The organism is Flavobacterium sp. 38 (genome assembly GCF_057799715.1).
Window position 1 is genome coordinate 31,711 of record NZ_JBYNWZ010000006.1, and the last position, 22,155, is coordinate 53,865.

The 22,155-nt window shown below is 34.9% G+C and carries 20 protein-coding genes and 1 tRNA gene; 13 read left to right on the plus strand and 8 right to left on the minus strand.

What is annotated here, in order from left to right; genetic code table 11:
- The first annotated feature begins 38 nt into the window (after positions 1 to 38).
- From AC3E9W_RS15560 to AC3E9W_RS15575, 4 genes are all read left to right on the plus strand, one after another.
- A complete protein-coding gene (locus AC3E9W_RS15560) occupies positions 39 to 1,091 on the plus strand; it encodes a DUF1852 domain-containing protein (RefSeq protein ID WP_488769054.1) in 1,053 nt (350 codons plus the stop codon).
- A gap of 30 nt (positions 1,092 to 1,121) precedes the next feature.
- Entirely contained in the window at positions 1,122 to 2,153 is a 1,032-nt protein-coding gene (locus AC3E9W_RS15565; protein WP_456893024.1) for a methionine synthase, read from the plus strand.
- A 165-nt stretch (positions 2,154 to 2,318) separates the two neighbouring features.
- Positions 2,319 to 3,311 carry a bile acid:sodium symporter family protein gene (locus tag AC3E9W_RS15570; RefSeq protein ID WP_488769055.1) on the plus strand — a complete coding sequence of 331 codons (993 nt, stop codon included), beginning with the start codon at positions 2,319 to 2,321 and terminating at the stop codon, positions 3,309 to 3,311.
- Positions 3,312 to 3,514: 203 nt separating this feature from the next.
- Positions 3,515 to 3,967 (plus strand): Lrp/AsnC family transcriptional regulator, encoded by a 453-nt coding sequence (locus tag AC3E9W_RS15575; protein ID WP_047775354.1) that lies wholly within the window; start codon positions 3,515 to 3,517, stop codon positions 3,965 to 3,967.
- A gap of 154 nt (positions 3,968 to 4,121) precedes the next feature.
- Here AC3E9W_RS15575 and AC3E9W_RS15580 read toward each other — a convergent pair whose 3' ends face one another.
- Positions 4,122 to 5,453 carry a S41 family peptidase gene (locus AC3E9W_RS15580; protein WP_488769056.1) on the minus strand — a complete coding sequence of 444 codons (1,332 nt, stop codon included), beginning with the start codon at positions 5,451 to 5,453 and terminating at the stop codon, positions 4,122 to 4,124.
- A 973-nt stretch (positions 5,454 to 6,426) separates the two neighbouring features.
- Positions 6,427 to 7,485 (minus strand): flavin monoamine oxidase family protein, encoded by a 1,059-nt coding sequence (locus AC3E9W_RS15585; protein ID WP_488769057.1) that lies wholly within the window; start codon positions 7,483 to 7,485, stop codon positions 6,427 to 6,429.
- 175 nt (positions 7,486 to 7,660) lie between these two features.
- On the opposite strand from AC3E9W_RS15585, the gene AC3E9W_RS15590 reads away from it, so the two are divergent.
- The 5 genes from AC3E9W_RS15590 (at position 7,661) to AC3E9W_RS15610 (ending at position 10,306) form a co-directional block, all read left to right on the plus strand.
- Positions 7,661 to 8,557 (plus strand): helix-turn-helix domain-containing protein, encoded by an 897-nt coding sequence (locus tag AC3E9W_RS15590; RefSeq protein WP_488769058.1) that lies wholly within the window; start codon positions 7,661 to 7,663, stop codon positions 8,555 to 8,557.
- Between the two features lie 97 nt (positions 8,558 to 8,654).
- Positions 8,655 to 8,942 (plus strand): hypothetical protein, encoded by a 288-nt coding sequence (locus AC3E9W_RS15595; RefSeq protein ID WP_488769059.1) that lies wholly within the window; start codon positions 8,655 to 8,657, stop codon positions 8,940 to 8,942.
- Positions 8,943 to 9,006: 64 nt separating this feature from the next.
- Complete coding sequence (locus AC3E9W_RS15600; protein WP_488769060.1) at positions 9,007 to 9,759, plus strand: SDR family NAD(P)-dependent oxidoreductase; 753 nt, start codon at positions 9,007 to 9,009, stop codon at positions 9,757 to 9,759.
- An 11-nt stretch (positions 9,760 to 9,770) separates the two neighbouring features.
- Positions 9,771 to 10,103 (plus strand): OsmC family protein, encoded by a 333-nt coding sequence (locus AC3E9W_RS15605; RefSeq protein WP_488769061.1) that lies wholly within the window; start codon positions 9,771 to 9,773, stop codon positions 10,101 to 10,103.
- A gap of 23 nt (positions 10,104 to 10,126) precedes the next feature.
- Positions 10,127 to 10,306, plus strand: coding sequence for a hypothetical protein (locus tag AC3E9W_RS15610; RefSeq protein WP_488769062.1), 180 nt, complete (start codon positions 10,127 to 10,129; stop codon positions 10,304 to 10,306).
- Positions 10,307 to 10,725: 419 nt separating this feature from the next.
- Here AC3E9W_RS15610 and AC3E9W_RS15615 read toward each other — a convergent pair.
- Positions 10,726 to 10,799: transfer RNA gene (locus tag AC3E9W_RS15615), tRNA-Arg, on the minus strand.
- Between the two features lie 116 nt (positions 10,800 to 10,915).
- Between AC3E9W_RS15615 and AC3E9W_RS15620 the strand changes: the two genes are divergently transcribed.
- Positions 10,916 to 11,428 carry an adenine phosphoribosyltransferase gene (locus tag AC3E9W_RS15620; protein WP_488769063.1) on the plus strand — a complete coding sequence of 171 codons (513 nt, stop codon included), beginning with the start codon at positions 10,916 to 10,918 and terminating at the stop codon, positions 11,426 to 11,428.
- 1 nt (position 11,429) lies between these two features.
- Here the strand turns inward: AC3E9W_RS15620 and AC3E9W_RS15625 are convergent, their stop codons facing one another.
- The 4 genes from AC3E9W_RS15625 to AC3E9W_RS15640 are packed head-to-tail and all read right to left on the minus strand — an operon-like array spanning position 11,430 to position 13,905.
- Positions 11,430 to 12,080 carry a response regulator transcription factor gene (locus AC3E9W_RS15625; protein ID WP_306155300.1) on the minus strand — a complete coding sequence of 217 codons (651 nt, stop codon included), beginning with the start codon at positions 12,078 to 12,080 and terminating at the stop codon, positions 11,430 to 11,432.
- Entirely contained in the window at positions 12,070 to 12,852 is a 783-nt protein-coding gene (locus AC3E9W_RS15630) for a sensor histidine kinase (protein WP_488769064.1), read from the minus strand. Before AC3E9W_RS15630 ends, AC3E9W_RS15625 begins: the two co-directional genes overlap by 11 nt.
- Positions 12,825 to 13,472: a hypothetical protein gene (locus AC3E9W_RS15635; protein WP_488769065.1), complete on the minus strand. Its 648-nt coding sequence runs from the start codon at positions 13,470 to 13,472 to the stop codon at positions 12,825 to 12,827. The genes AC3E9W_RS15630 and AC3E9W_RS15635 overlap by 28 nt, the downstream gene beginning before the upstream one ends.
- 7 nt (positions 13,473 to 13,479) lie before the next feature.
- Complete coding sequence (locus tag AC3E9W_RS15640; RefSeq protein ID WP_306155296.1) at positions 13,480 to 13,905, minus strand: hypothetical protein; 426 nt, start codon at positions 13,903 to 13,905, stop codon at positions 13,480 to 13,482.
- 256 nt (positions 13,906 to 14,161) lie between these two features.
- Between AC3E9W_RS15640 and AC3E9W_RS15645 the strand changes: the two genes are divergently transcribed.
- The 3 genes from AC3E9W_RS15645 (at position 14,162) to AC3E9W_RS15655 (ending at position 19,226) form a co-directional block, all read left to right on the plus strand.
- Positions 14,162 to 16,177, plus strand: a complete 2,016-nt coding sequence (locus AC3E9W_RS15645) for a hypothetical protein (protein WP_488769066.1) — start codon at positions 14,162 to 14,164, stop codon at positions 16,175 to 16,177.
- A gap of 77 nt (positions 16,178 to 16,254) precedes the next feature.
- Complete coding sequence (locus tag AC3E9W_RS15650) at positions 16,255 to 18,402, plus strand: hypothetical protein (protein ID WP_488769067.1); 2,148 nt, start codon at positions 16,255 to 16,257, stop codon at positions 18,400 to 18,402.
- Positions 18,402 to 19,226 carry an N-acetylmuramidase domain-containing protein gene (locus tag AC3E9W_RS15655; protein WP_488769068.1) on the plus strand — a complete coding sequence of 275 codons (825 nt, stop codon included), beginning with the start codon at positions 18,402 to 18,404 and terminating at the stop codon, positions 19,224 to 19,226. The genes AC3E9W_RS15650 and AC3E9W_RS15655 overlap by 1 nt, the downstream gene beginning before the upstream one ends.
- Positions 19,227 to 19,593: 367 nt before the next feature.
- On the opposite strand, the gene pheT is transcribed toward AC3E9W_RS15655, so the two are convergent.
- Complete coding sequence (pheT, locus tag AC3E9W_RS15660; RefSeq protein WP_306155290.1) at positions 19,594 to 22,014, minus strand: phenylalanine--tRNA ligase subunit beta; 2,421 nt, start codon at positions 22,012 to 22,014, stop codon at positions 19,594 to 19,596.
- Between the last annotated feature and the right edge of the window lie 141 nt (positions 22,015 to 22,155).

Consider the following 22,155-nt stretch of genomic DNA (forward strand, 5'->3'; position numbering starts at 1 on the left):
CAAATTTGCAAGGTAAAAAATCTAAATAGTATCACCAGATGAAAACGAACATACGAGAAGATAGAGGAATAAATGAAAAGCAGAATATTGAAAATACCCAGAATACAATCAAGAATGATTTTGCATTCACACTAAAGAGCACCTGTTTAGATGAAAACTATCATCCTTCAAGTGAAACGCGTCTGACAACCAATTTTGCAAACTTGGCTAGAGGAGGTAATCGCCAACAAAACTTACGTAATGCATTAAATATGATTAACAATCGATTCAATGCATTGGCTCATCTAGATAATCCAAAAGCTGATCGTTACCTTGTAGAACTTGAAATCATCACAGTAACGATGAGTATTGATGATAAGAATGGTAGTAACAATCTGCCATTGATTGAAGTTTTAAAAACAAATATTTTTGACCGTAAAACGGGTCAGCGTATTGAAGGTATTGCTGGAAATAATTTTTCTTCCTATGTTCGTGATTATGATTTCAGTATTTTATTGATCGAGCACAACAAAAATAAATCTGATTTTTCTATTCCTGAAAATTTTGGTGATTTGCACGGAAAACTTTATAAGTGCTTTGTCAGTTCAGCTACTTATAAAGAGCACTTTAAGATGTCACCGATCATTTGTTTAAGTGTATCGAGCAACAAAACTTATACTCGCACTGAGTATCAGCACCCGGTTCTGGGTTTTGAGTATCTGCAGGATCAGTATTCTCTCACTGATGAATATTTCTCTAAAATGGGCTTAAAAGTTCGTTTTTTCATGCCTCCGAATAGTGTGGCACCCATGGCTTTTTATCATTCCGGCGATCTGCTTGCTGATTATACTGATCTTGGATTAATCAGCTCAATCAGTACGATGGAAACTTTTCAGAAGATTTATCGCCCTGAAATTTACAATGCAAATTCAGTGGCTGGGAAAATCTATCAACCTAGTCTTAAACACGAAGATTATTCGCTAACTCGCGTGGTTTATGACCGCGAAGAGCGCAGCCGACTGGCTATTGAACAGGGTAAATATGCAGAAGAGCATTTCATTAAGCCTTACAAAAGTCTCCTGGATCAATGGTCTGCTAATTTTACCCTTTAATTGATTACAATGCATTAATATTATACTATTATGAAGAAATTATTATTACCTACCTCTATTGTTGGAAGTTTGCCTAAACCTGCTTGGCTTGCACCACCCGAAAAACTTTGGTCACCATGGAAATTAGAAGGCGATCAGCTGCTTGAAGGGAAACAAGATGCGTTGCGCATTTCTCTGCATGAACAACAATTGGCAGATCTAGATATCATTTGTGACGGCGAGCAGACACGCCAGCATTTTGTAACGACTTTTATCGAACATTTAAGTGGTGTAGATTTTGAAAATCGTAAAACAGTAAAAATCCGTAACCGTTATGACGCGAGTGTTCCAGTGGTGGTAGGTGAGGTTGCACGTCAAAAAGCAGTTTTTGTTGAAGATGCTAAATTTTTACGTAAACAGACTAATAAACCTATAAAATGGGCATTGCCAGGCCCGCTGACAATGGTAGACACCTTGTATGACGACCATTATAAAAGCCGAGAAAAATTGGCTTGGGAATTTGCGAAAGCACTCAATGAAGAAGCAAGAGAACTTCAAGATGCAGGGGTAGATATTATCCAGTTTGATGAACCTGCATTTAATGTGTTTTTTGATGAAGTAAACGATTGGGGAATGGCTGCATTAGAAAGAGCTATTGAAGGCTTACACTGTCAAACTGCGGTTCATATTTGCTATGGTTATGGAATACAGGCAAATACTGACTGGAAAAAGACATTAGGCTCTGAGTGGCGACAGTATGAAGAAATTTTCCCGAAAATTCAAAAATCTAAAATTGATGTGGTGTCTTTAGAATGTCACAACTCCAATGTGCCTTTAAATTTAATGGAACTTGTTCGCGGTAAAAAAGTAATGGTCGGTGCTATTGATGTTGCAACAAATACTATCGAAACACCAGAAGAAGTAGCTGATACCCTGCGTAAAGCTCTTGAGTTTGTAGATGCCGAAAATCTTTACCCTTCTACAAACTGCGGTATGGCCCCGCTATCTCGAAACGTAGCTAGAGGCAAGTTAAGTGCTTTAAGCGCAGGAGCAGAAATTATACGTAAAGAACTTGGGATTTAGTCTCAATCTATTAATTAGAATATAGTTTCATTGTTTGAAGCTGCTGTCCGTAGAATTTAACAGAACGACTCTGCGGACAGACTAATGAATCTGGAAAATCTACGTTTATCCGCGTAAGGTATTTTTGTAATCTTGACTCTACGGAGAAATAATATTTAAAACACATTGAAAAAATTATTAGAAGTATTAAAAAAAGCAGGTTTCGACGGTTTCCTGTTAATGATAGCCACCATGATTCTGATGGCATATTTTTTACCAAAGCCAGGCATGGTCAAAGAACCTGTTTCGCTGGAGGAGATTGCCAATGCAGGCGTTTCCTTAATTTTCTTGTTTTATGGCATGCGACTGAGTGTTGAGAAACTAAAAGCCGGACTTTCTAACTGGAAAATGCACATTGTCGTCCAGCTGACAACCTTTTTATTTTTTCCGCTCATTGTTTTGGCATTTCGCCCGTTGTTTGTTAATAACGGCTTCGAGTTGCTTTGGCTGGGTGTATTTTTTCTCGCAGCTTTACCATCTACAGTATCCTCTTCCGTAGTTATGGTTTCCATTGCCAAAGGAAATATTCCCGCAGCCATTTTCAATGCGAGTATTTCCAGTTTGATCGGAGTAGTGGTTACGCCACTATGGGTTGGGCTGTTTATAGCTTCTGCAACAGGCGATTTTGATGTCACTCAAATCGGCATAAAGTTAATTCTGCAAGTCTTGCTGCCTGTCATCATCGGCATAAGCCTAAATTCCCGTTTCGGCGCCATTGCCGAAAAATACAAGAAACAGCTTAAATATTTCGATCAGACAGTTATTCTAACAATTATTTACACATCGTTTTGCAAGTCATTTTCCGAACATCTTTTTGAAGGCTTCACCGCCCTTGAACTTGTTGGACTCGCTGCAGGGATGATGGCGTTGTTTTTTACCGTATTCTTTTGTGTCGCACTACTGAGCCGCCTGCTTGGTTTTTCAGATGAAGACCGTATTACCGTCTTATTCTGTGGGTCTAAAAAGTCATTGGTGCACGGCACCGTTATGTCAAAAGTACTTTTTCAGCACAGTACTATCACTGGAATCGTATTGTTGCCGCTCATGCTGTACCATGCCTTGCAATTGATTGCCGCCAGCATTATTGCTCAGGGTATGGCTCGAAGAAAAGAAGAATAGTTTTAAAAGTCAATTTAGTAGATTTATTCTGTGTCATTCTATAAATATTATATTTAGGATTTTTATACTATAAAGTAAGTTTTACAGATTGTTATGTTTGAAATTTGTTTAAAACAAGATTTTTATATTGTTTTTAATTGTATTTGAAGAATTTTATTCTAATTTAGAAATAAATTAAAACAAAATTCAAAGCAAAATATTTTATGGAACAGATAGACGATATTGATCTTCAATTATTAAATATACTTCATGATAATTCTAAATACACTGTAAAAGAGCTTGCTAAGATGGTAAATCTTTCGGCATCGCCTGTTTTTGAGCGTATTAAAAGATTGGAAAATAACGGTTATATTAAGAAATATATAGCCCTTCTGGATGCAGAAAAATTAAATCGAGGATTTATCGTTTTCTGTAATATCAAACTTAAACAGCACGATCGTAATATCGGGAATCAGTTTGTTAGCGATATTATGAAAATCGAAGAAGTTGTGGAATGTTATAATATTTCAGGAGATTACGATTTTTTGATGAAAGTTTCTGCCAAAGACATGAAGCATTATCAAGATTTTGTGTTTAATAAATTAGGATCAGTTGAAAGTATAGGGAGTACCCAAAGTACCTTTGTTATGTCAGAGATAAAAAATATGTATGGATAGTTCCAGAATGGCTTATTTATTTAAATTTCACCTTAGCTTTTGTGAAAGAAAATGTATGAAGTCCATTTTGGAATTATTTTATATTTAACATCAAAAACTACGAATTTCTAACCATAAAATGTTAGGCTGTAAAGGCTTAAAAAATCAATACTATTCATTCTAAAGTATGCAACCGCTCGATCTTTTCAGAATATCCATCACTCCAATATACCCTTAGGTCCTGGTACTGTCCGTTTTTGAGCGATTCAAATCGCACTTGGTAGTCTTTCTTTACTTGATAAAAATCCTGATCAATAGGCACCATAACAGCTGGAACATTATTCTTCTGATTTACATCTCTGAAAAAAAGTTGTCCATCTTTACCAGTAATTTCAAATTCGGCAAACCTGCCTGTAAAGCAGCTTAAATTAGTATCCGTGAGCTTACCCGAAGAAAGCATCGATTTGTTGTAGTTGATCATCCATAGAAAAACATCTTTTTCTTTTCCAGTGGTTTTAGCAATTTTATCTGCGAGTATCAAATTGTGAGCGATAATCAGTGCGTTCTCCATTGTCGTAACATCAGGAATTACTCCAGTCCCTTCCCAGTCAGTTCCAGTTTTCACATTTTCTGTTCTCTGGTAAGGTATATACCCTACGAAGCCATTGCCTAAACTAAAGCTGCGGGTAAGATGTGCTGCTCCGCTAGTTTGGGTTCCCACAACTTTGGAACCTCGCTGCTGCTGTAATGCATAAGCAAATCCTTCGCCAGCCGAGTAGGTATTTTTTCCAGTGAGCAGATACATGGGCATATTAAGATGTATACTGTTACGATTAGATTTATATCCCTTAACATAGCTGCTGCTCCATTGATCACTGATCCTATTATAAGATCGGCCAATGTATGTATTGCGTTCAAAAAAATAAGAAAGTATCTCTTCTGAACTTTTTCCATTGCCGCCGCGATTCGAACGCAGATCAATAATCAGTGCCTCGCAATTAGCAAGATAGCCCATCACAAAACCAAGAGTTCTGCGAAAATCTTTATTGGGAAGTGCAAATCCGTTAAACTCAAGGAAACCGACGTTTCCTGGCAGAATTTCGATCTTCCTGAAGTAAAAGTTCTTGTTCTTTTCACTTTGTACATCAGCTGACAACTGCACGGGCCTGCTATTGTAGCTCAGTACTTCTTTTTCCAGCGCAGGATTGTAAACAATACGAAAATGCTTATCATTAAGCACAGGCTGCAATTCCTTGAAAAGAGTGCTTGCAAGTAAGTTTGGATCAAGTATTTTATCATACAGACCGCCATCAATGCCGGAATGTAAAAGCACTGATGCATTTGCTGCTTTTTCCGGAAAAACATAATTGGCCAGTAGAGAGCTGCTCAGCTCTTGAACAGTCTCACGGACTTGGTCTCTCGAAAGTTGCGGCTGCTGCTGAGCTGCGGCTCCAGTATGCATGGTCAGGAACAGGAACATTAAAAATAGTGCTGTGTTGCTTTTCATAGTTTGTGGATTTACTTTTTTGCCGTATTTCAAATAAACAATTATGCTTTATTTTTTAAAGAGAAATAGTGCCAGCCCCTCGTCTGTAAAGCCAATTTTCGCTTTTGTTGCTGCTAATATTCCGAACAGGAAATTGCTTACCAGCAGTCCAGTTTTGAGGTGGACAGAAGTAATATTTTATGGCAGTTCTTATAGGTTCATTTTGCTGGCCCTAGAGTTTTCATGCATGCCTTTAGAAGCAACCATTGCTGAATCGTTGTATAGACAACAGCTTTATATACTGTGTTGGGAGTATTGGCTGCAGCTTCTTTATCATACTCAAGGGTATAAAATAATATTCTCTATCTTCTCCGTAATTTTCTGATACAATGGTAATTAATCTAGTGCGTAATTACAAACTATTACGTTGTTTTTTATGATATCCCCGAACCGATTCTTTAAAGGCGTAAAATTGAGCAATCAAAAAATATGCAGTCTCTTTATTTTTTAAGACAAACGCGGGATGGGTATGCAGATAGAAACTGAATTAACGAAGTGGTAAACCGCATATGTTTGGTAGATACTGGATTATGAGTAAAAAAATCGGGACAAAAGATGATACTTATCTTTTGTCCCGAGTAGTGACAAGAACAGGACAAATTTCAACATCTTTTTTAGATGATTTGAAGAAATTGGCTTACCATATGTAGCGACTGTCTTTCATTGGCTTTGTAAATTTGGTTTAGATGTCCTGTTGGGAATTGGTGCAAAAAAAATATAAAAACTTAGTTGGGTTTTTGGTATCAAACTAATATACAATTTTACAATTATTATAAAGTATTTAAAAAGATTGTTATGCTTAAGGCAGAGTCTTTATTTGAATAATAGTAGCAAGTCCATTTTTAATGTTGCTATATTTTTTTATGTGATCATGAATTTTTGGTGCAAGAAAAGATATCAAATCCCAATCTGGTTTACAGATAAAATAAGCTTCTTAATCTTTCCTTATTTTTCCAAATATATTTTGAGAAGCAATGATCGCCCCTTCCATATAACCGCCAAATTCCTCAGATGATTCGGTTCCGCAGAATAAAAGTTTTCCATTCATATAAATTTCCTGTAATAAAGGATGTCCGTTATTCTGGTGCGGACGATGTATTAAAGGATTTCCGGTAATTAGATATTCGTCATTCCAGATTTTGTCTTCGTAAAAACGAGGGTTTAAAGTTTTTTCGCCTAGTAATTCACTTAATTGTTTTAATACAAATTCCTTTCTAACATCTTGCTGATAGGCAACGGCGCCGCCATTTAGAAATCCGGTGAAACCAAATTTGTCTTCTTTAAAATTGGTGTGATCATACATTTCAATAATAATACCTGCATGGCTGTATAACATACCGGAATATCCTTCATTTCTCCAAAATGGCTCGTCATATTCTAATACAAATTTAATAGCGCCAGCCATCCATGTTTGTACAGTAGGCAGGATTTCAGTGACTGGATCAATTAATTCAGGTAAAAAACTAATTTGCGAGGCCAATTGAGGTGGTAAACATAAAATTACCTTGTCGGCTGCAAAAGAATTTCCCTTTGAAGTATTAACTACTAAAGAATTATTATGATCAATAATTTCTACAACTCGTTCGTTTAAAAGAATGTTTTTTGTGCCTAATTTTTGAGCCAGTATATCAGTTAAAGTCTGTGTTCCGTTTTCCAGTCTGTAAGATGGCGCTTCTGATTTGGGTACAAAGAATTTCTGTGGAGGCTCAAAAGATTTGGTTTGAAAAAGAGAAGTTCCCTCAGAAAACTGCGGATATTTATGTAAGCCCAATTCTTCAAGTAATGAAAGTAAATTAACATGTAAATCCGAAAACCATGTTGCTCCTAGTTCTAAAGGGGTATCCAAGTTTCCTTTTATGGTCTGGATTCGTCCTCCAATTCTGTTTGAAGCTTCCAGAATAGTTACATCTGCATTTTCTTTTGATAATAAATAGCCCAATGTCAGACCGCTTAAGCCTGCACCGATTATAATAATTTTTTCATTCTTTTTCATAATGCGAAATTCCGTTTTAAGATTTTATATTTAGTGGAGAAATGAGAAAAAAGATGGTAATTATCGGCAATTTTCCCTAAAACTAATGCGGAATGGTTTCATTATTGTATGGCTTTTGTAAATTAGCGTAAATAATGTAAATCCTGATTTCATAGGAATAAATGATTTATAAATTATGGCAAAGGAAAAAAATATCATCAACGAATATCATCTGAATCATAATCAACCTGAAAAACCGCAGTTTGTAATTCATGATTTAAATGAATATGTATCCAGACATAAAGGTGATACGACAAGACCGCATATTCATAGCTATTACCAAATCATTTGGTTTAAAAAAGGGATTGGCAAACACTTTGTTGATTTTAAAGAATATGATGTTATTGATAATGCCATGTTTTTTATTGATAAAAACCAAGTTCATTATTTTGATGATAATTTGGATTACCATGGAATTCTGATACATTTTAATGAATCGTTTCTGGTACAGAAAGATTCTGAAGTTGATTTTTTCCTTAAATACAATCTTTTTAAAAGTCCTTATCAGGAACCATCCTGCTGTGTCAATGACGGGAGCGATCAAATCTTAGATGAATATGTTACTCAGATTAAAAGAGAACTGCTTAATCAAAATGATTTTGGGAAAGAAGAATTATTGAGAACCTATTTAAAAGCAATGCTTATTCAGGTGCAAAGAAGAAAAAATGAATTAGAGCATAACCTAAACGATAAATCGATACTTCCAAATGATAAAAAAATACAGCTTATAAAATTTGTCAATCTTGTAGACGAAAATTACAATAAAGGGCTTTCGGTTTCAGAATACGCACAGCAAATGCATATTTCGTCCAGAACTCTATCAGATCTTATCAGCTTGAATCTTAATAAAACGCCTTCGCAAATGATTCAGGAGCGCATTATACTTGAGGCAAAGAGACTATTGTTGCATTCAGAATTAAATGTAAATCAGATCGGTTACAGACTAGGTTTTGATGATCCTTCATATTTTGTGAAATACTTTAAAAAGCACGCCAACACTTCTCCTTCAGAATTCAGAAAATCTATTCTGTAATTCTCCTTCCTAAAAGTACCATTCCTTTTCGTTTATGTCCACCGAGCGACATTGTGTTTGTGTTGAAATTTGCATTATAATTTTAAAACAAATAACAATGACAAAATCTTATTTACAAATCAGTTTAAAAATTGATAATGCTGATAGAGAAAATGCTGCAGGTGTTTACACTAAATATAAAGCACCATTTCTTAACGATATTAAAGGTGCAGTATCTAAAGAGCTTTTAATTAGAGACGAAGATGTGCAGGTTTTGCATGGCTTTGATTCTGAGCAAGATGCTAAGGCATATCTATCTACGGAATTATTCAACAATGATGTAGTTACTGCTTTAAAACCTTTTTTAAAGGAGAATCCGGAGGTTAGAATTTACACAGTCGCATAATTTTAAAATTTTTAAAAAAAATCTTTTCACAGGACATTATAAATGTTCGCTTAAAAAAAACATTATGAAACAAGCATTAATTATTGGCGGATCAACAGGAATGGGTAGAGCTGTCGCAGAAATACTTTTAGAACAGGGACATGAAGTAGCAGTTGTTGCAAGACAAGGTGAAAATTTAGCTGATACAGAGAAAGAGTTGTCAAAAAAAGGTAAAGTTCAGATTTACGCTTTAGATCTATCAAACGACCAGGATGTAAAATCATTTAGTAAAAAAGTAGCAGTTGAATTTCCAAACTTAAAATATCTTGTAAATGCTGCAGGTTATTTTAAACCGAAGACATTTTTAGAGCATACAGAGGAGGATTACGAAATTTATCATGCATTTAATAAAGCTTTCTTTTTTATTACGCAGGCGGCTGCAGAAGTTATGAAAGCTAACGGAGGCGGTTCTATAGTTAATATTGGATCAATGTGGGGAAAACAGGCTGTTAAAGCAACACCTTCATCTGCTTATTCAATGGCAAAAGCAGGACTGCACAGTTTGACACAGCATCTGGCAATGGAATTGGCAGACTATAATATCAGGGTAAATGCCGTTTCTCCCGCAGTTGTGGTAACGCCTATTTACGGTTCGTTTATCGATAAAGATAAAATCGAAGAAACGCTTCAGGGATTTAATTCATTTCACCCAATAGGCAGGGTAGGAACACCTCAGGATATTGCAAAAACGATTGCATTCTTACTTTCAGATGAAAGCAGCTGGGTTACTGGTGCAGTGTGGGATGTTGATGGAGGTGTAATGGCAGGAAGAAACTAGAAAAAAACAGTATGCTAAATAATATTAATTTAAAGGCATTGGAAGAATACACCAATGTTATTACCGAGAAACCTCTTGAAGCAATTTCTTCGTATGGAATTATCGCTTCCTGGAAGGGCGGTGTAGAAACGGAAATCAAAACTTTGAATCAAAAAGTTGGTTCGAAGGAGATTGCTAAAAATTTCTCTTATACCATTGGCGAACCGGAAGAGCTTTTGGGAAACAATCAAAATCCTACTCCTCAGGATTACCTACTTGGAGGGATGGCTGGATGTATGATGGTTGGTTTTGTTATACTTGCCACAAGCAAGGGTATCAAGCTGGAAAAGTCGAACTTAAAATAGTTGGCGATCTAAATTTGCGCGGTATGCTGGAGTTAGATCCTGATGTATCAGTTGGTTTTGAAGAATTGAATTTTCAATTTGAAGTGACGGGCTCGGGGACGCAGCAGGAGTATGACGAGATTATTGAACATGTTCAAAGAATATCTCCAAATTACCGAACTATAAGTGATACGGTAAAAATATCTGCTAATAGAATACTTTAGCATGGCAATATTCCAATTTCATTGGTATATTCCTTTAGACTACTTTTAGTGTAGATTTAAGTACTAATTTCCATGACAATGGGGATTTTCTTTTCAAAAATGTTAACTATATGGAATTTTTTTTAGAGATTATCCGAATTTTCCAATTGTGCAAGTGCCACTTGCACAAATTATTTGGTTAGAGAATTTTAAACTTAATTTGAACTTTATTTTTGTGTTCGAATCCTGTTAAGTTATCGAGAGCTAGAATGTGAATCTATTATTTTTCAGGTAAATTTATGTTTTTTTGCAGTTTGTTTCTCTGCATTGATATGATTTTAGAAAAAGAAAATAATGCAAAAACGAGTCAAACTCATTTGTTTTTGGGAAGAATAAAAAAATGGCGCCAATTGTCTTCAATTGGCGCCATTTGGCTTTTGTGACCTCGACTGGATTCAAACCAGTAACCTTCTGAGCCGTAATCAGATGCGCTATTCAGTTGCGCCACGAGGCCTTTTTTATTATCAATTAGCTATTTTTTTTGTAGCTTTGTTGATTGCTTATTGCGGGTGCAAAGATAGACATAAATGTGAGATAAACAAGGAAAAAATAACAGAAAATTAAAAAAAAATGAAGATTGAAAAGTATATACGTGATATTCAGGGATTTCCAAAAGAAGGAATTTTATTTAAAGATATCACACCTTTGCTTGGTAACCCAGAAGCGCGTACCAATTGCCTAAAAATTTTGCTGGATTCTTTAAATGGACAAAAAATTGATAAAGTGGTTGGAGCTGAATCTCGAGGTTTTTTCTTCGGAATGTTACTAGCTCAGGAATTAAATGCTGGATTTGTGCCTGTGAGAAAACCAAAGAAGCTTCCGTTTGATACGGTTTCTGCTTCTTACGAATTGGAATATGGCTCTGATAGTTTAGAAATGCACACAGATGCTATCAAAAAAGGCGATCGCGTGTTAATTCACGATGATGTCTTGGCTACTGGCGGAACGGCAAAAGCAGTTTGCGAATTGGTCGAAAAACTGGGTGGCGAAATTGTACAATGTAATTTCTTAATGGAACTGACTTTTCTTAACGGAAGAGAGAAAATTAAGGAATATCCTGTTTTTGCAGCGTTAACGTACTAGATTAAACAAAAACAATTTTATGCTTAATCGCATAAAGCACAAGTCCGATTCGGGTTTTTATTTCAAGTTTGTCAAAAAGTGATTCTCTATAGCCATCAATGGTTTTGGGACTTAAACACATTTCTGATGCAATTTCTTTATAAGTCATTTCGGTGCAGGCATGTTTGATAAAAACAATTTCTTTTTCTTTTAGAGAAATCTTTTTGTTATCGCCACCAACTTTATTAATTAGCATTCCAGAAACAAGTTCTGTAAAATAAAAACCCTTTTCGATGACGCATTCAATTGCTTCTTTAAAGATTTCTGGAGAAGTATCTTTCAGCAGATAACCTTTTGCGCCATTTGTGATCATTTTTATGATAATTTCTTCATCGTCGTTTACCGATAAAGCAATTACTTTCAAATCTGGCCGATTGTCTTTAAGCCATTTCATTGTACTTAATCCGTCGAGTACAGGCATATTAACATCAAGCAGAATAAGATCGATTTCAGCCTCGTTGTTTTGTTCGATATAGTCGATGAAGACTTTTCCATTTTCAAAGCGGTTTATCACTTCATAATCGCCAAAACTTTTAATCAGCAGTTCGAGAGATTGCGAAAAAAGCAAATGATCATCTACAATTATTATTTTTCGTTTAGAGTTAGTTTTCATAGCCTTGGGTTAATGGGTATTTGATGGTTACACTGGTTCCAGAGGTGTCAGAATTTAAGATTAACTGAGCACCAATAAGCTTAGCTCTTAATTTCATATTATTCAATCCGATTCCTGAATTTGACTTTTTAATGTCATAGCCAATTCCGAAATCTTTTAAATTTAATATGAAAAAAGAATCGGTAGTTTCAATATGAACATCAAACAAATCGCTTCTAGAATGTTTTAAACTGTTATGGAGCGCTTCTTGAAAAATTCTGTAAATAATAAGTTCGTGTTCTTCGTTTATTGCAGGGACAGTTCCAATTTGTTTAAAATTGAATTTAATTTTTTTAAGCTTTTTAATTCTTTCCAAATCCTGCTGAATGGCTTCGATAAAATTATTATGCAGAAGATTGTCCTTGTTTATAATGCGTGAGAGAATGCGCAGTTCGTCTAAAGATTTTGCCAAAACAGCTTTCAAATCTTTAAGTTCTTCTATTTGGATGTTTTTATTGCTGATTCCGATATTAAGCTGCATTATGGCAACCGAAATAATCTGTCCTATATTGTCATGCAATTCTTTACTGATTTCAGATAAAGTCTGGTCTTTTATTTCAATTCTTGTTTTAACCAATTCGGACTGGAAATACAAATCAGCTTCCATTTTTTCTACTAAGAATTTATTTCTCTTCTTTAAAAAATAAAAGAAGATAACAAGCAGAATGACTATTAGGGTAAAGAAAACAATACCTAACGAAATAACTAATAATTGTATCTCTTTTCGCTCCATAAAAATCCGATTATAAAACAGCTATGTGCCAGAAAATTTAAAATGAACACGACCAAACTAAAAATAGATTCGTCTTGCTTGATTAAAAACCAATTGAGAGCCAGCATAAAAGGTGTAAAAGGAACATGAAAAACGAGGATGCCGAGAATATACCAGAAAAAAACCGATTTCTTAAAATTCAGTATTTTTTCCGAATTAAAAATCTCAATCAGATACAGGCAGGATAATATTAAAATTAATAATACACCAATTGCAAAACTATAGGTAAAAGAACGGTTCATGTCTTCTTTGAAATATAAAATATTTAAGAAAAACGACACAATAAACAGTATTAGAAAAAGAACAGCCGAAATTCTATGATCTTTTTTGGTAAGCAGGGCTCTTAGAAGTAAAATATAGGCAGAGAAGCTGGTAAGCATATAGAAATTGTACACATGAAAGTTGAGCAAACCTGTCCAAAAGGTAAAATAATAGCCTACAACTTCAATCACTACAGAAAACCAGATTAAAAGTACTAAAAATTTGGCTTTATTACCAGGAAGTTTTGGCAGTGCAAACAAACCAATCGTTCCTGACAATAAAGCCATATAGATAATATAAGATCTTAAAAATTCGAACATAATTTTTTTAGTATAATAAGCTTGGCGGTCTTCCGATGTTTCCGTAATTCATTGGTTCAAGGCTTTGTATGTCAACAGAAGCTTCTTGCATCATCGCAAAACCTTGAATTTGGCTGCTGTCTTTTGCTTTTTTACCAGTCGGAACAAGGAATAAAGTGGTCAGTCCGGCTTTTTCTCCGTGTTTTTCATCATCTGGATAAACTCCAAAGTAAAAACGGATTCCGTCTACATTATAACCCTCTTTTGCGCCATTTGTTTTTATGTAATGAATATAATTTTCTAACTCTTCAAGAGAATACCAGATTGCATTGGCATCTTCTTTTTGCTCTCTTTTTGCAGAAAGAGAAGCTCTTTTATTATTGTAATTCACATTTAATTGTCGTGCAAACTCTTTTGTGATTAACTGACTCGGTTTTGCGGGTGGATTTTTCATAGTTATTTGATATTAATTGGTTAAAGTTTTAGTTAACAGCTTTTTGAGTTGTTGAACAAGGCAAAATTATCTGAAACAAGAAATTCCGACAAGGGGAAATATACCCTTTTTTGTTTAGGTGAAAATATTTAAAAATTTGGGTTAAAGTGCTGTTACATAATTATTTGTAAAGATAGAATTTTACATCGTCAGTTTTAAGGTAAAAACGGGCAATCAAAAATGTAACCTATTAATAATTAATTAAATTTTTTAAATTATGTCACAACCAACACCTCTAGGTTATCCTCACGCAGGAGCCGGAACAGTAGAAATTCTTTTAGAAAAAGAAGATGGAGCAGATTATGCAGTACTTTTTTCACCAGATCCTAATAACATATTATTAAGAGATGCTGGTCTGCCAATGCAGTTTTATTATTATCCAAAAGCACCACGTCTAGCCAAGCACCCAGATGGAAGATTTAAATTTGCGATGCAGGTTTTCAAATCAGAAGGAGATTCTTCAACCGTAATCGGTGCCGAAGGATTAGAAGAAGAAGCAGGAGCATACACTACTTTAACTAGTACTATTGATCTGCCAGAAGCATTATTAAAAAAAGCGATTGACAAGCTGAAAACAAAATTGCACACCAGTTATAATAATCAGAGACAATCTAAACTTTTTGGACTGTTTTCTTATCTAAAAGGTGTCGATCGCGATTTTAATGAAACCAATGTTAGACCAATTCAGCTGACAGAAAATACGATTACGATGCATATTGTAGGCGAAAAATCGCCAAATAATCCTTTTGGAGGAGCCAATCCGTGGACATTTAATATTCAGGGAGAAGGCGCTGGAACTACTTTCGGATTAGGAGATAATGCACTTTCTGTGCTTATGGGGCGCAACAGTGCTTCTTTGGTGAAAAATGCGTTAGAATCTGGTGCTAATAATTTGGTAGTTGAAAACAACATCAAATACAAAGGCTACATGCCGACTACAACCATCAAAACGACGATTGATGTTAAAAAAGTACATACTTATTTTTCTGCTAAAGCGAATGCAAGCTGGTCATTTGTAGATGTAAACTGGGAAAGCGAATACGAGAAAATCCTAACTCAGGGCGGTATTGTAAGCGAAATCATTACAGATAATCAGTTTTCTAATGAAGAAAGAAAAAAAGTAGAAGAAGCGCTTTTTACCAAACAGAGAGATTTTGCTTTTCAAATGGTTCAAAAACAGATTTTTGATGCACCAGAAAAACAATTTACACCAGCAACAACACCAGAAAAACCGGGAGGATTTTTTAGAATTCTTTTTGGTTGGGGAAGCGTGGGCGTAAGTTTGAAACACGGAAGCCAAACTAGAGAAGTAAAATTCACAGACGAAATCAAATTCTCTGCAATCGAAGTTTTAGATTCAAAAATAAGCGGAAATCTAACTCCGCTGACTTTAAAATCTGGTCCTGAAGCCAAAACTGAATTGAAAAAATACATTACTGAAATCCAATTAGACGAAGACTTCTCAAAAGTGCAGGTAATTGCTTCTTTAAACGGAGGTTTAATTAAACTGGACAAAGACAGTGATATTGTGAATGATAATCCGGTGAGCCAAGTTTCTATTGAAGTAGGGTATCCAGATTCTAAAGGCAAAATGATCTGGAAAAGCTCAGGCAGAATGATTGCGCCAGAAGGAACTCCGTATGTAAAAAATACGAGCAAATCGGGCAAAGAAATCGATGCTATTTTCCCTGCTACTTGGAACGATAAATCGAAAGAAAAAAATGCTTTTGTATTTGATTTTGTGAAAAACAACGGTTCTTCTAAAATTAAAGTGAAACAAGAAGTAATGTATGAGAAAGACAAGAGAGTCAAACTAAAAGATACTGTAAGAGAGTATGAATTTGAAGGAACTAAGATATTTGTGCCGCTTCCAATTCAGAACATGATCAATTATACTTTATCTACAGAAGAATTGTATGATTGCGATACGCTTGAAGTGACTTTGAAAGCAGATAAAATGTCTTCTAAAAAGTACAAGTTTACAGTAGATAATTTTGAAGATGCCATTCCGTATAGAGCTTGGTATGAAGCAGATTATACGGTTAAACCGACAGAATACAAAGTAAAATATACTTGCAACGGTAAAATTGGCAAGAAATCGAAAAAAGTTTCTGTTTCAACAGATTACATCAAACTTGATTATCAGGAAGGCGATGTGTTGTTTGAAATTCCAACAGGAACAGCAGCTCAAAATGCCGATATCGAGAAAATCAGAGCTCCATTTATGGAATAATTTTTTTGAGACATTTTGCAAAAGGGACGTAAAGTCCCTTTTGTTTCTTAACTCACCATTCATTAAACCTAAAGATTATGCCAGATTTAAATACATTTAAGCTCGACGGAACCAAGTTGGTTCCCGTAAATAGATTCAATCTCGAGCCTGCCAAACCGAGCACCGTATTTACTGCAAGAGCAGTGGTAAAAGAAACGGAGTTTAAGGTAATCGAACATCCTGTAATTCATTCTATAGAGATTCAGCCCATTTTAATTCTTCCCATTTTTGAAAATTATTTCCCTCTAATTGAAGGAGATAAAGCGATTACAGAGAACGATTCCTTTAAGGATTATTTTAAGAATGAAATTATTCTTTTTTTTCCTCAAGTAGAAATAGAACCCAATAATGGAGCACTGTTTTATTATGAAGAAGTACCTGGAAAATCTGCAAAGGAGGACGGACTTATGGGAAGGGTAACTTTGAAATACAGCATCAAGAACAAACCGTTGCAGGCCAATCAGAAAAATATTGTTCTAAACTTGAGAGAAGCAGTTTTAAACTTAAAAGTGAAAAATGATACTGTTAAAATAAACGGAATCATAAATACCGCCACTCAGGAAATTCAGTTTGATTTGATCGATGAAGCGGTGAAAATTGCCTATTCCAATTTAGTTTCCAAAATAAGCGATTTGATGTGCAATGTCGATTTGTTTTTTGATTTTAAAGGCTATTCTAAAGTAAAGCGCAATTTTTTGTACGCAAGAGATGTGGCTATTTTAAGAAGTCAGATTACAACAAAAAAGGATCTAACCGCTAGAACAACTTTACAGCCAAAAGCAACGCTTATAAGTAGTCCGCTGATGGTGAAAACGACAACGGCAGGAACTGTTGCGCCCAAAATAGCTATTTCAGAAATTAGGAGAGACAATAATATACAGGCTGAAGTTCAGGAAGAATATGTAAAAAGCACTTTTTTACTCAAAATCAATAAAACGGTAAATTATCCTCGTTTGCCTGGCAATGATCCAAAGCTGTATCAAAATGATGATGGACCATTTGCGAATAATCCTTTTAATCTAAATGAAGATTTTTCGGAGTTTAAACAGATTTTCGTTTCAGGATATAATTTTAGTAAACTGTCGATTTATAAGTCAATGGTTCAGCCCAATACTTTCTTGCTGATTTCAAAAACGTATAGCCTTTCAAAAGATTTAAATACGATGAAACCCTGTGTGACTACTATTTTTCATGCACACGAAGAAGATACAGGAACATCTGAAGAGATTTCGCAGATTACTTTCGAATTTGTTATTGGTCCGAATCTTTCCAGTTTTGATCTAGCTAAATTGAAAATTGCGCTTTTGCAAAACAATTTTATAGACGGAGATCCGGCAGATTATTTTGATAAAGTACAATTCTTGTTTCCTAATGATTTGGGCGCCGAGTATGAAGTAAACGGCAATCATTTTCTTCAGCAAGCACAAATTACTACTGATGGCAAACATTTTATATTTAAAATTTCAACCGAAAACCTTTCTGAAGCCAGCATCTTGATTAACGCTCTCAATAACACCATTTCGCAATACGCCAACATCAATTTTAAGTACAAAGAAATAAAAGATACCAGCGTTGTAGAACTAAACTTAGAACAGACAATTGGAGAAATAGTAGATAGTTTGATTGATAATACGGCAAAGAAAATCCAAGTAAATAATCAGTCGATTTCAAATTGCAAGCTCAATTCAATTCTACTGCTTTACAATCAGAATGCAACGTATTTGAATAGTATTTTCTTTAAAAATTATCCGCAGTTAATCAGCAACGATATAAAGTTTTTAGATTTTTCGTCAATCAATCCAACCGCTTTAGGCGAAATTAAAAATGTATTTTTTGATTTTGAAAACATTGAAAATATCACTTCCGAATTTAGTCAGGTAGTTTCGCAATCAACAGCTTATAATAGATACATTCAAGTTCAGGTTAAAAGTCAGGCGGCGGCAACCAGCAGAATTACTTTGGAATTAACTGTTCAGGAAACAGGAAGTAAGTTTGCCATCGAACGCTTAAAATCAGAATTCTCGACCCCCATATTGTTCAATTTTATTGTAAAAAATACGGCGAACAATAATACTTTGATTTCATACAAAGTCAATTATTTTGATAAAAATGACAATCTAACAGGTTCTAAAAATGATGTTTTTGATTTCTCTAAAGCATCAATTATCACCATAAATAAAAAATAATGAGAACCATAAAAGCAGGCACAAAATCTCCAGAAGTTTATTATTTAAACGAGCTTTTGTCCAAATTAAATTACGGCGTTGTCGTTTCCGATTATTTTGGAAGTGAAACCGATAAAGCAATCAAAGATTTTCAGCTAAAGAATAATCTTGTGGTTGATGGGGTAGTGGGACTTAAAACGTGGTCGGCACTTTTAGAAAAAAATAAGAATGGTTTTTCGACCAACACTAAATTATTATCAGAACAGGATTTAATTGATTTTTCGAATCAGTTTAATTTAGAACTCGCAGTTGTAAAGGCGGTGAATGAAGTGGAAAGCAACGGAAAAGGTTTTTTGATTGATGGCCGCCCGAAGATTTTGTTTGAAGGACATATTTTCTGGCGCGAATTGGAGAAAAGAAACATAGATCCTAGAGCTTACGCGAATGCAAATACGCAAGATGTTTTGTTCGAAAATTATACTAAAAAACATTACGTTGGCGGAACAGCCGAATATGCGCGTTTAGAAAAAGCACGTAATCTAGGTCAGGACAAAAGAATAGCTGATGCGGCAAATAGTTCGGCTTCTTGGGGACTTTTTCAAATTATGGGCTTTAATGCGATTTCTATCGGTTATAAAAGCATTGACGAATATGTAGAAAAAATGAATCTGAATGAAGGCGAGCATCTCAAAGCGTTCGGAATGTTTCTAGAAAAGAACAATTTGATTGGATTGCTGAGAAGTAAAAACTGGGCTTCTTTTGCTTTGAAATATAATGGACCAGCGTATAAAACCAATAAATATGATGAGAAGTTGGCGCGTGCTTATGCTAAGTATGCTAGATAGTTTGTTTTTAACCGCGCAAAGGCGCAAGTTTCTTAACCGCAAGGTGCGCTAGGTTTACGCAAAGTTCGCAAAGTTTTGTGTAAAGTAATTTTTAATCGCGCAAAGTCGTAAAGTTTCTTAACCGCAAGGTGCGCTATAAGATTTACGCAAAGTTCGCAAAGCTTTGTGCAAAGTAATTTTTAATCGCGCAAAGTCGCTAAGTCGCTAAGTTTTTTGTGGTTTTATTAAAAAAGAAAAGTTCGCAAAGCTTTGTAGATATAGCTTTGCGAACTTTTTAATTTATAAACGAAACACAATGTGTAAAATTCTTAGCGTCCTTTGCGGTAAAAAATAAACGCAACGTTTTCAAAACATGAAACAAAAAAATCTATCTCAATGTTGCTCCAAGTTCGGTTTCGAAAGTCTGCTGTAATTTAGACATGATTTTATCGATCTGAGCGTCGGTTAAAGTTTTAGTATTGTCTTGAATAGTAAAACTCAAAGCGTATGATTTTTTGCCTTCTGGTAATTTATTTCCTTGGTAAACATCAAAAAGATTAACGTCTTTTAAAAGTGCTTTCTCTGTTTGTTTTGCCAAGTTGAAAATGCTTTCGTAAGTCGTTTTTTCGTCAATTAATAAAGCTAAATCTCTACGAACTTCAGGATATTTAGGGATTTCAGTATACTTAATTTTTCCTGTGATGATTTTTAAAACCAAATCCCAATTAAAATCAGCGTAATAAACGTCTTGTTTGATGCCGAAATGCTTCAAAATAGGTTTTTTAATTACACCCATTTCAACCAAAATATCATTGTTGTAAGTAATCGCAGTTCCTTCAGAATAAATATCTGACTGAACTGGGGCATTCGAAATCTTTTCAATTCCTAAACGAGATAGAATCGCTTTTACATATCCTTTCAACAAGAAAAAATCTGTTGTTTTTTGTGGGTTTGTCCAGCTTTCTTTGTTTCTGTTTCCAGAAATTAAAAGAGAAAGGTGTTTGTGCTCTTCGTATCCGTTAAGATATTTATGATAGGTTTTTCCGAATTCAAATAACTTTAAATCCGAATTTCTTCTGTTGATATTGTATGAAACCGCTTCTAAACCAGAAAACAATAAAGACTGGCGAAGTGTTGCTAAATCACTGCTCAAAGGGTTCAGCATCGAAACGTTATGTTCTTCTTTTAACGAAGTAGATAATTTCGCGTAAGCTGCCGTTGTCAGTGAATTTGCCATCATTTCGTGAAAACCTTGCGAATTCAATTGAGATGCAATTACATTCTGTACTTTGTAATCTTCTGTTCTTGGCGAATTGGCTACTGTAGCATTAAATTTCTTAGAGAAATTGATGTTATTATAACCGTAAACTCTCAAGATTTCTTCGATTACGTCAATTTCACGCTGAACGTCTACACGATAAGCAGGAATAGTTAAACCTAAACCAGAATCAGAAACGCTGTTTACTTTAATGTCTAGTGAAACTAAGATTTTCTTAATCGTGTCTTTCGAAATTTCCTGCCCAATAATTTTAGATACATGGCTGAAATTCAATAAAACAGAAAAATCTTCTACTTTTTTAGGGTATACTTCCACAACATCAGAAGTGATTTTTCCGCCTGCAACTTCTTGAATTAAAAGTGCTGCACGTTTTAAAGCGTATTCTGTAATCGTTGGATCAATTCCTCTTTCAAATCTAAAAGAAGCATCTGTACTTAATTGGTGTCTTTTAGCTGTTTTACGAATGCTAACCGGATCAAAATAAGCACTTTCTAAGAAGATAGAAGTAGTTCCGTCAGAAACGCCAGATTTTTTTCCTCCAAAAACTCCCGCAATACAAAGCGGACCTTTTTCGTCGCAAATCATTAAATCTTCTTTGCTTAAGGTTCTTTCTACGTCGTCTAGCGTAACAAATTTTGTCCCTTCTTCAACTGTTTTTACAATCACTTTTCCGTTGATTTTCGCAGCATCAAAAGCGTGTAAAGGCTGTCCTAATTCGTGTAAAACATAATTAGTAACGTCAACAATGTTATTTTTTGGAGTTAATCCAATAGCTTTTAAACGGTCTTGCAGCCAGCTTGGAGATTCGTGAACCGAAATTCCAGAAATAGTTACACCGCAATATCTTGGAGCCAAATGAGTATCTTCAACATTTACGTCAATTTTAAGCGTACGCATATCAACTCTAAAATTGCTTACAGAAGGCGTAATCAATTCTACGTTTACACCGCGCTGTAACATTCCCGCTCTTAAATCACGAGCAGTTCCAAAATGGCTCATCGCATCGGCACGGTTTGGCGTCAATCCGATTTCGAAAACTTCATCATTTGCAATTTGGAAAACTTCAGATGCAGGAGTTCCAGGAACCAAATCTTCTGCCAGAACCATAATTCCGTCATGGCTTGTTCCTAAACCTAATTCATCTTCAGCACAGATCATTCCGTGACTTTCCTGTCCGCGGATTTTTCCTTTTTTAATGGTAAATTCAGCACCTTCTTTATCGTATAAAACGGTTCCAATTGTAGCAACTGGCACTTTTTGTCCCGCAGCAACGTTTGCAGCACCGCACACAATTTGAACTGGAGCTTCTAAACCGACATCAACTGTAGTAACTTTCAATCTATCAGCATCAGGATGCTTTTCGCAAGTCAGAACATGTCCAACAACAACTCCTGCTAAACCTCCTTTAATTGATTCGTATTTTTCGACAACTTCTACTTCTAAACCTAAATCTGTTAGTAATTCAGAAGTCTGTTCAGATGTCCAATCTGTTTTAATAAATTGTTTTAACCAGTTGTAAGATATTTTCATTGTAGCTATTTAATTCTTGAATAAGGTTACAAATATAAGGATTGCGCTTTGGAGTAAGAAAAAATTATGTGGTTTTTTCTCTTTGTTTTTTATTGAATAGAAAATGCTATGCTTTAAGCTTTTACTAATTTATAGGTCAAA